Here is a 13,871-nt window from a genome sequence, read left to right on the forward strand (position 1 = left end):
GATTGCGTGATCACGGAGCGGAGGGTGGAGGGCGGGGCGGGGGTGTCAGGGGCGTTTCTTCCAGAAGGGCAGGCGGGTGGGGGCGGGCTCCTCGGCCGGGGTGATGTTCTCGGCCGGGGTGATCCTGGGGGACTCCGGGGTGGCGCCGGCGAACTCGGTGAGCACCCGGACGGTACGGTCCCAGAGCCCGGTCAGGTCGGAGCGCTGAGCGTGGTCGTCGGCGATCGCCAGTTCGGCGACCAGCGTGACCAGCGCGGGCAGGCCGGGTACGTCGGTGCCGAGCGCCCGCAGCCGCGAGATCAGGCCCTCCAGCCGGGTGCGCAGATCCGACAGCAGGTGCCACCGGACCGGCTCGGAGTCGTGGACACAGCCGGCCAGCAGCGTGACCTCCTCGGCGGCCTGCCGTCGGGCCTGCGCCTGCTCGTCGGCCTCCGGGGGTATGGGAGCGTCCGGGAAGGGCATCCGGCCGCGCAGGAACGAGCGGCCACGACCCCGTGGCAGCGCCGCCGAGCCGGGCCCGGCGGGCGGAGCGGGCCGAGTGGACGGAGCGGGCGGAGCGGGCCGAGCGGGCGGGGCGGCGAAGGGCGCGGGGGTCTGCGGGAAGGCGGACGTGGGCGCTCCCGCCGCCCACACCGGTGGACCGGCGGGTGCCGGGGCCGACATCGGCGCGAAGGCGGCCGGCGCCGCTGGAGCGGCCGTGGGCTGCCAGCCGCGCGGCTCGTCGACCGGCTGGATCACCTGATGCGGGGTCTCACCCGAGGTCACCACCCTGCTGTCCACGGCCACGAACGCGGTGAACCGGCAGAGCACGTTGAACCGCAGCGAGACCGAGACGATGCGCTTCTCGAGCTCGTCCGAGCCGGCGACGACGTAGGCGTCCTCGAGGTCGCGCAGATGCCCGCGGGCCCAGATGGACGCGGACGCGGTGTCGTCCACGACGGCGCCCTCGGCCCGCTGCTCCCAGGCGGAACCGTCGGCCGCCACGCCTCGTACGGCCAGCGAACCGGCGGCCTCCCCGGTGAAACGGCCGGCGATGACCAGGGGGACTCCCGGGAACAGCGCGCCGAGCCGGCGTGGGGAGACGGTGCCGGGTACCACCGACAGGCCCTCGGCGGCGAGGCTGAGCCCGGTCGCCAGCGGCGAGCCGATGCGCTCGTGGATGTGTTCCATCACCTCGTCGAGCCGGTCCTCGGACTCCACGAGTTCGAAGCGTCCCTTTCCGATCCCGGCCAGCCGGTTGAGGAAGCCCGCGTTGACGGCCTGGTCGATGCCGACGGCGTGCACCCGGACCCGCTCGAGAGCGGGGGCGAGCCGGGCCAGGATCTGGTCCTCGTTGCCGATCTGGCCATCGGTGATGAGCACCAGCACGCGGTCCCGTTCGGACGTCCCGGAGAGGATGCGCGCGGCCTGCTCGAGCGGGGCGAGCATCTCGGTGCCGCCACGTGCCCCCAGCTTGGCCAGGTGCTCGACCGCCCGGAAGCGGTGCCGGTCGGTGGCGGGCGACAGGCCCGCCGGCAGCCCGTCGGGCTCCTCGATCCGGTCGTCGAAGCACAGCACCGCGAACCGGTCCCGGTCGGTGAGCGTGTCGACGATGCGGGCGGCCGAGCGCCGGGCCGCGACCATCTTCCAGCCCATCATGCTGCCGGACCGGTCGATCACCAGGACGACGTCGCGCGGACGGGGCGCCGTGGCCTCGCCGGGCAGCACAGTCAGGGTGAAGGTGCCCTCCTGGCCGGACGCGTCGGGCACCAGCGCCAGCGCCGAGGACTCCCGCGGCGCGTAGCCCAGCCGCACGATGAAGTCGCGGTCCAGCCGCTCTCCCGGCTGCAGCCGCAGGGTCGTCCGGTCGCCGGAGGTCTCCGTGGCGGCCACGTGCAGGCTGGAGCGGATCTCGCTCAGCGGCAGGCCCGCCGGGTCGAGTTCCAGCGTGAGCGACAGCCGTACCGGATCGGGGAAGCCGGGCAGCAGCACCGGCGGGCTGATCCGGGAGGCGTCCGGGACGTCGTCGGTGTCCGGCTCGACGCCGTCTCCGGCCGGCAGGTCGTCGACCGGCCTGCCGGGGATGTAGCGCGGCGCGACGACCAGGGGGAACCGGAAGGTCGCGGCACCGTCCTCGTAGGGGAGCGGCTGGCTGAGCGTCAGCCGCACGGTCACGCGCTCGCCGGGCAGGATGTTGCCGACCCGCATGGTGAAGACGTCGGGCCGGTCCTCTTCGGCGATCGCGGCGCGCTGCCCGGCGGCGATGGCGGTGTCGTAGTCCTGCCGGGCCTGGCCGCGCTCCTTCAGGGTGCCCTCGATCACCCGGTCGGCGGCCTCCATGCGCATGGCGGTCACGGCCGCGCGGTCGGGCAGCGGGAAGACGTACGTCGCCTCGAGCGGGACGTCGAAGGGGTTGCGGAACCCCTGGGTCACCTCGATGCCGGCCGCCAGCCCGGTCACGGCGGCGTGGACGTCCACGGAGTCCAGCGGCAGGTTGCCCCGGTCGGTGGTGAGCGCGCCCAGCCCCGCGTCGGGGAGCGGGGGGACTTCGTCAGGAAGAGATGCGATGTGCACGGTCATGATGAGCTCCCGGGGGAGGTGTCGTGGGCGGGCTGGTCGGCGGGGACGGATGGGCCGGCGAGGCCGCGCCGGTGCAGTTCGTCGAGTACGGGCCGGGCGGCCACCGCGAGTGCGGCCAGGTCGTCGGGTCCGGGCACGGCCCCGCCGTCGAGCAGCAACGTCACCCCCGGCGCGAGCCGCACGCCGTGCACGACCGCGGGCGGTACGGCGGCGGGCGGTACGGCTGCGTCGCCCTCGGCCGGACGCGCCCTCGCGGAGGCGACCGCCCGCGCCGGGGCGGCGGGTCCGGGGACGGCGGGAACCGCGGCGGAAGCCCCCGGGTTCGCCGCGGCGGGTGCCGCAGGGGAGGTGGCGGCGGGTGCTCCGGTGGGAACCGCGGGAGGTGTCCCATCGGGGCCAGGGGCGGGTGCGGCGGCCCAGAAGCGGTCCCGGCGGGGACCAGGGCCGGTGCGGGTCTCCGTGACCGCACCGGGCAGCCGGGCGATCGCCCGCAGGGTGTCGTCGGGCGCACCCGCCAGCTCGGTCTGGATCTCGGCGATGGTCAGGCCGGCGGCCTGCCGCCGTTTCACCGCGACGAGCTGGAGCAGGTGTCGTTGCCCATAGAGGGCGGTGCGGCCCCGGCGGGCCAGCGGGGGGTCGACCAGCCCGATGGTGGTGTACCAGCGGATCAGCCGCTCGTTGGGCATGTCCCGCACCCGCCCGTTCACCTGGTCGGCGGGCGCGGCCGGGCCGGCCGCCAGGATCGCGGCGGCCTCCCCGGCCAGCTCAGTGATCGTCCAGGTCCGTTCCATGTCTCAATAGTGACACTGTAATGATGACAGTGTCAAGGTCGGTCTCGGGTGAGCCTGTGTCGCCTGCGGGACAGACCATGGCGCTGGGCAGACCACGGCATTTTTCGCATACCGGATGTCGCGGATGACAAGAGCTCATCGGACGGGCGAGAAGGCGGCCACGACCTGGTCAAAGTCCTTGAACAATCACTCTCCTGACAGCACCCTGGCCTCAGTGCCACAGGTGGCGATTCCGGGAGGAGGGCTCGGTGCGCGGAGCGGGTAGCGGCGCCGGGGCCTCGGCGTGGGCGCGCTACCAGATGCTGTCCGGAGAGCACCGCCAGGAACGGGTCGTCGTCCGGTTCGTGCTGGCCGGCGCCGGCGGGACCCTCGTCGCGGCGCTGGGCGGGGTATGGGCGGGGCTGGCCACGGCGGTCCTGCTGTTCGGCGCGCACGCCCTCTACCTGCGCAACCGGTCCTGCCCCGCCACCAGCTGGCGGCAGGGCGCGCTGGCCGAGCGGCGCACCGGCCGCCGCCTGGCCGGGCTCGACCCGGCCGCCTTCCGCGTCCTTCACGACCGGGTGCTGCCGGACACGCCCACGGTCAACCTCGACCATCTGGTGATCGGGCTCACCGGGGTCTACGCGATCGCGAGCCGGCGCTGGACCTGGGGGATGCGGATCTGGGCCGACCACCGCCGGGTGTGGGCCGGCCGCCGGCCGCTGATCGGCCTGCGCGCCACGACGGCCCAGGCGGCGAAGACGGTCGCGGTGGTCCTCGGACACGAGCTCGACCAGATCGTCGAGGTGGTCCCGGTGGTCTCCGTGCACGGAGCCCGGCTGCCCCGGGGCGGGCTGAGCCACGGTGGTGTCACGTTCCAGCCGGTCCGGCGGCTGGCGCGCTTCATCGACGGGCAACCGGTGATCTTCACGGGGGCGGAGGTCGCCGCGCTCGCCGCCGCGGCGGAACGGGTTCTGCCACCGATGATGAGTGAGGGAAGCTACCGGTACAGAGTGGCTCGCCAGTAACCTCCGGGTATGACCGAACCAAGCGGTCGTATCGTTCTTCTCGGCGCCACCGGCTCCCTCGGGCGGCTGGCCGCCGGCGCGCTGACCGAGTCGGGAGCCCGCCCCGTGCTCGTGGGCCGTGACCGGAGCGCACTGCGCAGGCTGTCGGCCGAGCTCGGCGGCGATGTGCCGATCGCCGTCGCCGACGCCACCGACCCCGCCGCGATGCGCGCCCTCGTACAGCCGGGCGATGTGCTGGCCACGACCGCCGGTCCCTTCATGCGGAATGGCGCGTTCCCGCTGAAGGCTGCCATCGAGGCGGGTGCCATCTACCTCGACACGGCGGGCGAGGCGCCGTTCGTCCAGGACGTCTTCGAGGTGTACGGCCCGCGGGCCGAGCGGCGGGGCGCCACCCTCATCCCCGCGATGGCCTACTGCTATGTCGCGGGCACGCTCGCCGCCGCCATCGGGCTCGACGAGATCGGGGACGCCGCGTCCCGGGTCGACGTCGCCTACTTCGTCGGCGGCGGCAGCCTGTGGCCGAGGGCGAGCGCGGGCACCCTGGAGTCGATCGCCCCCATCTTCGGCCTCCCGGGATACACCTATCGCAAGGGCATCGTCCCGCAGGGGCGCCCCCAGGTGCGTGACTTCGTCGTCGGCGACCGGACGCGCCCCGCGGCGACCGTGGCGGCCGGTGAGCACTTCACGCTGCCCCGGCTGAACCCCGAGCTCCAGGCGATCGACGTCTACACCGGCATGCTGGGTGCGGCGACCCGGCTGGCGGCGCGGATCCCCAGCCCGCTGATCACCGCCGTAAGCCGTCCCAGCCTGCGGCTCATGGCCCGGTTCGCCCGGCGCCGCCCGCACCGGGCGACCCTGACCGCCCGCGTGGTGGCGATCGTCTACGACGCGACCGGCCTGCCGCTCGCGGAGGTCCATCTGTCCGGCACCGATCCCTACGAGTTCAGTGCGCGCCTGCTGGCGTGGGGAGCCCGCCAGTCCCTCGACGGGGGTACGAGCGGCACCGGCGCGGTCGGGCCGGTCGAGGCCTTCGGGCTGGGCGCGCTGATGGCCGGTTGCGCGGAAGCCGGGATCGCCCGGGTGTCGGGCTGAGCGAGGGGGCCCAATTTAGCCGAGACCGGCGGCCGATTCCCGGGAAACCACCGAACGGAGCGTGGTCGAACACCTACCTTCGGTGATATGGATGACCGTCTACTGGTCGAGGCACTGCAATCGAGAGACCCTGACGCCGTCGGCGCGGTCTACGACTCCTACTGCGCCCGGATCTACGGTTACTGCTGGTTCCAGCTGCGCGGCCACGATGCCGCCCAGGTGGCGCTGCGCGACACGCTCATCGTGGCCGAGGCGCACATCGACCGGCTCCGTGACCCCGGCCGGTTCGGCCCCTGGCTGTACGCGATCGCCCGGCAGGAGTGCCGCCGCCGGCTGCCGCTGCCCAACCAGAAGCCGGACATGCCGATCGCCACCCACGACCAGGCCGATGTCGACCAGCGCATCATGGCCTGGCGGGCGGTGATGAGCCTGACGCCGCTCAGCCGGGAGCTCCTGGACCTGTGCGAGCGGCACGGGCTGCCGGAGGCCGAGCTGTCCGCCGTGGCCGGGCTGCCCGTGAAACACCTGGCGGAGGCGCTCGACGAGGCCCACGCCGAGCTCGAGGCGGCGCTGACCGCCGAACTCCTGGCGCACGAGGGGCCGTACGGCTGCGACGGGCGGGCGGCCATTCTCGTCGGCCGCCGCGGTGAGCTCACCGCGGACCTCCGCGGCCGGCTGGTGCTGCACGCCCGTGCCTGCGAGGTCTGTGGCGCCCATCGGGAGCGGACGGTGTCCGCGGCGAAGGTCTACGGCATGCTGCCCACGGCCCGGCCGCCCGAGGAGCTGCGCGCCCTGGTGATGAGCTGCTTCACCGACCCCGAGCTGGCCGGTTACCGCCTGCTCGTCGCCACCAGGACCGGTGAGTTCGGCTCGAGCGGGTTCCCCCGCCGGCCGCGCGGGCGGCTGCCCGCCAGGAGCGGCCCGGGGGCCGCCACGGGTCGGCGCCGGCGCCGGTGGCGGACCAGGACGATGGTGGTGGTGGCGGCACTGGTCGCCCTGGGACTGCTCGGCTCGGCGCTGGCCGGCCTGGTCTGTGAACGGTCCCGCGACGTCCGCACGATCGCCTCCCGGGGCCGGCCCACCGTCACCGCCCGGCCCGGGGTCGCCACCGCGCCCGCTCCGCGGGGCATCGGGCAGGAGTCCGGCGGTGCCCCGGCACGGACGGTCGGCCCGCTGGGGGTCAGGCAGGCGCCCGTCCCCGGCGCCACGCCGCAGTCGCCGCCGGTCCATGTCCACCAGTCCTGGCCGGTCTGGCCCCATGCCCCCGGCGAACCGGCCGGGGAGGGCCCGCCCGGTGCCTCGCCGAGCCAGGGCCCGACCGTCCCGGGCCCGACCCCCACCGGCACCGCACAACCGCCCTCCTCCACACCGTCCGCCGACCCCTCCGCGCCGGCCTCCCCACCGGCGCCCTGACAGAGCGGCACAGGTGCCGTCCAAGATCGCTCGATGTGACGCGTGTGGTGTGCGGGGCGCAGCGAGAGGGTAGTGCCCCCTGAGTCCAGTGTGATCGTTGTTCACTTCGCGACCTGGATTGATTACTCTTGGTCATCACACGCGGACGCTGAGCTGATCGGGGAAGGGGGACCGTTGTGCTGCCACCGCGAAGGCGCCGGAAGATCTCTTTGGCCGCCCTGTCGGCGAGCGCGGTCCTCGTCCTGGCGGCCGCCGGCGGCTCCGCGGGCGCCGATCCCGCGCCCAGCGCGCGCGAGGTGGCCAAGAGCAAACAGGTCGTACGGGACCGTGCCGCGGCGGTGGGCCGGATCAAGGCCCGGCTGGCCCAGGCCGACGGCGAGCTGGACCACCTCGCCGACACCGCCGAGCTGGCGATGGAACGTTACAACGGCGAGCAGGTCAAGCTGGAGCGGGCCGACCGGGACAGTCAGGCCGCGCAGCAGCGCGTGCTCCGGGCGGAGGAGAGCTACCAGCGGTTCCGCACGGAGCTGGCGACGTTCGCGGGCGAGGCGTACCGCATGGACACCGGGTTCAACGGGCTGACCGCCGCGGTCTCCGGCGAGGGCGGGCCGCAGGGCTTCCTGGACCGCGCCGGCATGGTCGAGGTGCTCGCCGGCCGGCAGGCGGGGGTGGTCCAGCGGCTGCGGGCCGCCAAGGTGGTCGCCGACCTGTTCCGCGGTCAGGCCCAGGCCGCCGTGCGCGCCCAGCGGGCGGCGACCGAGGCCGCCGAGGAGGCCCGGCGGGCCGCCGAGGCGGCGGTGGCGCGGCAGCGCTCGGAGGTCGAGCGGATCGAGCAGGTCAAGGCGGAGCTGGCCGAGCAGCTCGGCAAGGCCCAGGCGCACGCCGCGGATCTCGGCCGGCGCCGCGAGCTGGCACTCGAACGGACCCGTGCGGCCGCCGCCTGGGCCCGTCATGGCGGGCGTTTCGCCGCGCTGGGCTCCAGCCGGGGTGCCGTCGCGGTGCGCGCGGCACTGAGCCGGCTCGGCACGCCGTACTCCTGGGGCGGCGGCACCGGCTCGGGCCCCACCTACGGCATCGCCCAGGGCTCGGGGATCAAAGGTTTCGACTGCTCGGGTCTGGCGCTCTACGCCTGGAACCGGGCCGGAGTCCGGCTCGACCACTGGACCGGCACCCAGTGGACCTCCGGGCCGCACATCCCGGCCGACCAGCTCCGGCCCGGCGACCTGGTCTTCTTCGCCAGCAACACCAGCGACCCGCGGACCATCCATCACGTGGGCCTCTACATCGGCCACGGGCAGATGGTCGAGGCGCCCTACACCGGCGGCCGGGTCCGCATCTCGTCGATCTGGCGCAGCGGCTTCATCGGTGCAACCCGCCCGGCCGGCTGATGGGCCGGACCGGCACCCGGGAGGCGAGGACCGTCCGGTACGTGATCACTGCGGTCGTTCTCCCGGCACTCGGCGGACGCGCATCGAGGGGGAACGGTCACGTGATCACGCACCGGACCGCCGTACTGCCGGTCGGGCGCGCACGGCTCAGCCGTGCGGCCGGCCATCGGAGTCGCGGTCAGTGCCCGTGATCCAGCTCCTCGGCCCGCTTGCGCGACCGCTCGATCTCGATCTCGGCCTCCACCCGGCCGACCCAGGAGGCGCCTTCGACCGACTTGCCCGGCTCGAGGTCCTTGTAGACCTCGAAGAAGTGCTGGATCTCCAGCCGGTCGAACTCCGGAACATGGTGGATGTCACGCAGGTGTTCGCTGCGCGGATCGGTCGATGGCACGCAGAGCACCTTGTCGTCACCGCCGGCCTCGTCGGTCATCCGGAACATCCCGACCGCCCTGCAGCGGATCAGGCACCCCGGGAAGGTCGGCTCCTGGAGCAGCACCAGGGCGTCCAGCGGATCGCCGTCCTCGCCTAGTGTGCCCTCCACGAATCCGTAGTCGGCCGGGTACTGCGTCGAGGTGAACAACATGCGGTCCAGCCGGATCCGGCCGGTCACATGGTCCATCTCGTATTTGTTGCGCTGGCCCTTGGGGATCTCGATGGTGACGTCGAATTCCACTATGTCCTCCGCTCCCCGCGCGGTCGATGCACGATGCACGATACTTACGTCAATTGTCGGGGTTACCTGGGGGCGAAGCCCCATGGGGTGAGTGTTGCCGATATAAGAATGTCGCACGCTGAGGACTGCTGGGTGGGGAGGAGGGGGGTCTGGTGCTGAGACGAGATCGGGTTGTGGCCATGGTCACACTGTTTCTTCTCCATATCTTCACCGTCGGTGCCGCTGTGGCCGTGGTCAAGCTCACACCGACCCGGGACCTCGAGCCCCGCCCGGCCACGGTGGCAGGCCGTGACCTGGTCGGATCGAACGTCGCGGCGCTGCCCGCGGCCGACGCGGAGGCGCCCGTGCCCGGCGCCGCGGCGCTGAGTTCCCGGCTCGCCGGGCTGATGCGCCCGGAGATCAACGCGGTGGTGATCGACGCCGCCACCCGGCGGGTGCTGTTCGACCAGCGCGGCGCGCAGGCGGCGGTGCCCGCCTCCACGACCAAGCTCGTCACCTCCACGGCGGTGCTGGCGGCCGTCGGTCCCGACCACCGGCTGACCACCAAGGTCGTGCAGAGCGCGACCGGGAACGGCATCGTGCTCGTCGGCGGCGGCGACCCCACGCTGGCCGGGCCCGCGCTGACGCCCGCGCGGCTGGCGGCGGCCTACCCCCGGCCGGCCTCCATCGTCGACCTCGCCCGGCAGACCGCCGCCGTGCTCAGGCAGAGCGGCCGGACCCAGGTGCGACTGGACTACGACGCCTCGCTGTACGAGGGGCAGCGCACCGCTCCCGGCTGGAAGCCGAACTACCTCCGGGACGGCGAGGCCGCACCGGTCACCGCGCTCATGGTGGACGAGGGGCGCGTCACCCCCGGCGCCGACACGGCACCGCGGGTCCAGGAGCCCGTCACCACGGCGGTCCAGGTCTTCCGCCGTCAGTTGCAGCGCTTCGGGATCACCGTCCGGACGGGCAGCCGGGTGATCTCCGTCAAGGGCGCCACCCAGCTGGCCGCCGTGCAGTCGCCGCCGGTGTCCGCGCTGGTGGAGCAGTTGCTGACCACCAGCGACAACGACCTGGCCGAGGCGATGGCGCGGCAGGTCGCGATCAAGCAGGGGCTGACCCCCGACTTCGCCGGAGTCGCCAAGGGAGTGCACGACGAACTGCTGGCCCTGGGCGTGTCCCAGGGCGTGCAGACCTTCGACGGCAGCGGATTGTCGATCAAGAACCTGATCACCCCGGAGGCGCTGGCCAGGATCGTGTCGCTGGCCGCGTCCGGCGGGCACCCCGAGCTGCGCTCAGTGATCACCGGTATGCCGGTCGCCGGATTCTCCGGCACGCTCTCCGGCCGCTACCTCGGGCCCGGCACGCAGAGCGCCGCCGGTCTCGTACGGGCCAAGACCGGCACGCTCTCGGACGTCACGACCCTCGCCGGGCTGGCCTACGACGCGGACGGCCGCCTGCTGGCCTTCGCGTTCATGGCCAACAGGGTGCAGGACGTCGGCGCCATCCGGGGCTCGCTCGACCAGCTCGCCACCGCCGTCGCGGGCTGCGGCTGCTAGCCGCTTCCCGCCGGTCCCGGGCCGGGTCGCACTGGCCCGCGCCGTCCATCCCCGCCTGGCATCCCGCCGCCCATGACGTGTGGTTTCTCACGCTCGATCCGGTTCGGCTGGCTTCGGGTGGGGAGAAAACCTGGGCGTTCGATCGTTGGCACAGTCGAACGTCGTACGGTGGAGAACGCGGCAATGTGCATGGACGTCGAGCGGAGTGAGTCGCTGTGAGCACAATGATCGACTGGAACACGGCCGTCCAGACGGGCACCCGTCTGGTGCGCCCTGGGCCACAGGTGAGCCAGGACGAGGCGAACCAGGTCGTCACCGAGCTCCGCGAGCTCTCGCAGGTGGCGCAGGGGCACGTCCGGGACTTCACCGGCATGGACGGTGCGCTCGATCCGTCACCGGCCGTGGTGGTCGACCGGCCGGGCTGGATCCGGGCCAACGTCGACGGTTTCCGGGTGGTACTGGAGCCCCTGATGGACCAGCTGTCCGCCAAGCGCGGATCCGGGCCGCTCAGCAGCGGCCCGGGCGGGTTCGTGATGCAGGCCGTCGGTTCCCGGGTCACCGGGGCCCAGGTCGGCGCGCTGCTGGCCTACATGGCCAGCCGGGTGCTCGGCCAGTACGAGCTGTTCCTGCCGCCGGACCCCGACGGCCGGGCGCCCACCGGCCGGCTGACCCTGGTCGCGCCCAACATCGTGCACGTCGAGCAGGAGCTGGGGGTGGACTCCCGGGACTTCCGGCTGTGGGTGTGCCTGCACGAGGAGACGCACCGCGCCCAGTTCGCCTCCGTGCCGTGGCTGCGCACCTACGTCCAGGAGCAGATGACCGAGTTCCTGCTGGCCTCCAACCTCGATCCGGGTGCCCTGCTGGAGCGGCTGCGCGATGTCGCCGACGCCGTGGCGGACGCGGTGCGCGGCGGCGACTCCAACCTGATCGACGCCATCCAGTCGCCGGAGCAGCGCGAGATCCTCGGCCGGCTCACCGCGGTGATGACCTTGGTCGAGGGCCACGGCGACTATGTGATGGACGCGGTGGGCCCGCAGGTGGTGCCCTCGGTCGCGGAGATCAGGTCCCGGTTCCAGGGCCGCCGCGAGGGCAGCTCGCAGCTGGACAAGACCATCCGCCGGCTGCTCGGCATCGATCTGAAGATGAAGCAGTACGCCGAGGGGTCGCACTTCGTCCGCGAGGTGGTCGCGCAGGCCGGGATGGAAGGGTTCAACAAGGTCTGGACGTCCCCCGAGTCGCTGCCCACCCATGACGAGATCAAGGACCCGCCCGCCTGGATCGCCCGGATCACCGGCACCCTGATCGTGACGGCGCCCGGCCAGGAGCCCGCCGAGCTCGTCGCGGGCGCCGCCGACGAGCCCGGCGGCCCCGACCTCGGTGCCTTCGACTCTCCCGGCCCCCGGCTCGGCACCCCGGACCCCGCCGACCCGGCCTCCGCGGGCACCGACCCCGCCGGCCCCGGCTCCGTCCGTCCCGATCCCGCCGACCCCGTCCGGCCAGGTCCCGCGTCCGCGGGCACCGGGCCGGGCGGCCCGGACTCCGGTGACAAGCCGGGCGACGGCGCCGGCTGAGCGGGCGCGGGAAGACTCGCGGGTGGGACCTGATCCGGCCGTCGCGGCCGTCCGGCGTGCGGTGCGCATCGTGCTCGCCGGCCTCCCGGTGGGCGACATGGTCCTCGCCGCCTGCAGCGGAGGCGCCGACTCCCTCGCCCTCGCCGGGGCGCTGGCCTTCGAGGCGCCCCGCTCCGGGCACCAGGCCGGCGGTGTCACAGTCGACCACGGGCTGCAGGAGGGCTCCGCGGAGCGCGCGGACGAGGTCGTGGGCATCATGCGCGGGCTGGGCCTGGACCCGTCCGGTTCGGTCGCGGTGACGGTGGACGGCCCGGGCGGGCCGGAGGCGGCGGCCCGGGCGGCGCGCTACACCGCCCTGGACGACTCGGCCCGCCGGCTGGACGCCACCGTGCTGCTGGGGCACACCCTGGACGACCAGGCCGAGACCGTGCTGCTCGGGCTGGGCCGCGGCTCGGGGGCCCGGTCGCTGGCCGGGATGCCCGCCGCGTTCGAACGCGCGTCGCCGGGCGACGGCGGCCCGGTCCGCTACCGGCGCCCGCTGCTGGGCCTGGACCGGGCGACCGTCCGGCGGGCCGCGCTGGCCATGGGCCTGAGCCCCTGGGACGACCCGCACAACACGGACACCTCCTACGCCAGGGTCCGGGTCCGGTGCGAGGCGCTGCCCGCCCTGGAGCAGGCACTGGGGCCCGGGATGGCCGAGGCGCTGGCCCGTACGGCCAGGCTGCTGCGCGACGACGCCGACGCCCTGGACGCCTGGGCCGCCACCGTCCGCGAGCCGGACGTCGCCGCGCTCGCCGAGCTGCCGCGAGCAGTACGGACCCGGGTGCTGCGGAGGCTGGCCATCGAGGCGGGCGGGTCACCGGGCGGGCTCGCCGCCGCTCATGTCGAGGAAATGGATCGGCTGGTCACGGCCTGGCACGGGCAGCGGCACGTTGACCTGCCCGGGGGAGTACGAGTGTTCCGCCGGTATGGCAAGCTGCTCTTCGGCCCGTCCGGCCCCAGGTGAGCGTGCATGTCCGGCCGGGCGGGGGAAGAACGGCCACCGTGCCGTTGATCATGGAGAGGCGGGGTGGGGTGGAAGAGAAGGACCTGGGTGCCGACCTTGCGAAGGTGCTCATTCCAGAAGATCAGTTGCAAGCCAAGATCCGGGAGCTGGCCGCACAGATCGATGCCGACTACACCGGCCAGAACCTGCTCATCGTGGGGGTGCTCAAGGGCGCGGTGATGGTGATGGCCGACCTGGCCCGCGCGCTGCACACGCCGATCGAGATGGACTGGATGGCCGTGTCGTCGTACGGCTCGGGCACCAAGTCCTCCGGGGTGGTGCGGATCCTCAAGGATCTCGACGCCGACATCTCGGGCCGGCACGTGCTGATCGTGGAGGACATCGTCGACTCCGGTCTGACGCTCTCCTGGCTGGTCAGCAACCTGCAGTCGCGGCATCCGGCCTCGCTGGAGATCTGTGCCCTGCTGCGCAAGCCCGAGGCCGTCAAGACCGAGGTGGACGTCAAGTACATCGGGTTCGATATCCCCAACGAGTTCGTCATCGGCTACGGCCTCGACTACTCGGAGAAGTACCGCAACCTGCCCTTCGTCGGGACACTTGCCCCGCACGTCTACGGTGGACGGGCATAACCGCCGTCCTGACAGTACGGTGGAACGCAGACCGAACGCCCCAGGGAACAACCAGACTGGGCGGGACGTTGCACGTTCCGAAGTGTGAGTGCGCCGGGATGGATCGATGAAGTGCGCGGGCTGCGCCCCTTCTCATGCCGGTGTACCTTCGGTGTCCCGGCTGCAAAGCGGGGCGGTCACACTTTGGGAGGTCGCCTCGGC

10 protein-coding genes and 1 pseudogene are annotated in these 13,871 nt (G+C 73.4%); 8 read left to right on the forward strand and 3 right to left on the reverse strand.

All coding sequences use genetic code 11. From position 1 onward, the window contains the following. Positions 1 to 45: 45 nt before the first annotated feature. Together ACRYCC_RS00070 and ACRYCC_RS00075 are read right to left on the reverse strand one after the other, a co-directional pair. Positions 46 to 2,559, reverse strand: a complete 2,514-nt coding sequence (locus ACRYCC_RS00070) for a VIT domain-containing protein (RefSeq protein WP_433807317.1) — start codon at positions 2,557 to 2,559, stop codon at positions 46 to 48. Then, positions 2,556 to 3,350 (reverse strand): helix-turn-helix domain-containing protein, encoded by a 795-nt coding sequence (locus ACRYCC_RS00075; RefSeq protein WP_433807319.1) that lies wholly within the window; start codon positions 3,348 to 3,350, stop codon positions 2,556 to 2,558. The genes ACRYCC_RS00070 and ACRYCC_RS00075 overlap by 4 nt, the downstream gene beginning before the upstream one ends. Positions 3,351 to 3,598: 248 nt before the next feature. Between ACRYCC_RS00075 and ACRYCC_RS00080 the strand changes: the two genes are divergently transcribed. The 4 genes from ACRYCC_RS00080 to ACRYCC_RS00095 all read left to right on the forward strand — a co-directional run bounded on the left by ACRYCC_RS00080 (position 3,599) and on the right by ACRYCC_RS00095 (position 8,250). Then, positions 3,599 to 4,357, forward strand: a complete 759-nt coding sequence (locus ACRYCC_RS00080; RefSeq protein WP_433807321.1) for a nuclease-related domain-containing protein — start codon at positions 3,599 to 3,601, stop codon at positions 4,355 to 4,357. 9 nt (positions 4,358 to 4,366) lie between these two features. Continuing rightward, positions 4,367 to 5,449, forward strand: a complete 1,083-nt coding sequence (locus tag ACRYCC_RS00085; RefSeq protein ID WP_433807323.1) for a saccharopine dehydrogenase NADP-binding domain-containing protein — start codon at positions 4,367 to 4,369, stop codon at positions 5,447 to 5,449. Between the two features lie 87 nt (positions 5,450 to 5,536). Beyond that, positions 5,537 to 6,862, forward strand: coding sequence for an RNA polymerase sigma factor (locus tag ACRYCC_RS00090; RefSeq protein WP_433807325.1), 1,326 nt, complete (start codon positions 5,537 to 5,539; stop codon positions 6,860 to 6,862). Between the two features lie 176 nt (positions 6,863 to 7,038). Next, positions 7,039 to 8,250, forward strand: a complete 1,212-nt coding sequence (locus ACRYCC_RS00095) for a coiled-coil domain-containing protein (RefSeq protein ID WP_433807327.1) — start codon at positions 7,039 to 7,041, stop codon at positions 8,248 to 8,250. Positions 8,251 to 8,428: 178 nt separating this feature from the next. Here ACRYCC_RS00095 and ACRYCC_RS00100 read toward each other — a convergent pair whose 3' ends face one another. Further along, entirely contained in the window at positions 8,429 to 8,923 is a 495-nt protein-coding gene (locus ACRYCC_RS00100) for an inorganic diphosphatase (RefSeq protein ID WP_433807329.1), read from the reverse strand. Between the two features lie 179 nt (positions 8,924 to 9,102). Between ACRYCC_RS00100 and dacB the strand changes: the two genes are divergently transcribed. The 4 genes and pseudogenes from dacB to hpt all read left to right on the forward strand — a co-directional run bounded on the left by dacB (position 9,103) and on the right by hpt (position 13,670). Beyond that, entirely contained in the window at positions 9,103 to 10,464 is a 1,362-nt protein-coding gene (gene dacB, locus ACRYCC_RS00105) for a D-alanyl-D-alanine carboxypeptidase/D-alanyl-D-alanine endopeptidase (RefSeq protein ID WP_433807331.1), read from the forward strand. 224 nt (positions 10,465 to 10,688) lie between these two features. Beyond that, positions 10,689 to 11,774 (forward strand): annotated as a pseudogene (locus ACRYCC_RS00110) (zinc-dependent metalloprotease); the annotation flags it as partial. A 283-nt stretch (positions 11,775 to 12,057) separates the two neighbouring features. Beyond that, positions 12,058 to 13,041, forward strand: a complete 984-nt coding sequence (tilS, locus tag ACRYCC_RS00115) for a tRNA lysidine(34) synthetase TilS (protein ID WP_433807333.1) — start codon at positions 12,058 to 12,060, stop codon at positions 13,039 to 13,041. A gap of 68 nt (positions 13,042 to 13,109) precedes the next feature. After that, entirely contained in the window at positions 13,110 to 13,670 is a 561-nt protein-coding gene (gene hpt / locus ACRYCC_RS00120; RefSeq protein WP_433807335.1) for a hypoxanthine phosphoribosyltransferase, read from the forward strand. Positions 13,671 to 13,871: the final 201 nt, after the last annotated feature.

Source organism: Actinomadura scrupuli (assembly GCF_050971785.1).
GTDB classification, from domain to species: Bacteria; Actinomycetota; Actinomycetes; order Streptosporangiales; family Streptosporangiaceae; genus Actinomadura_E; species Actinomadura_E scrupuli.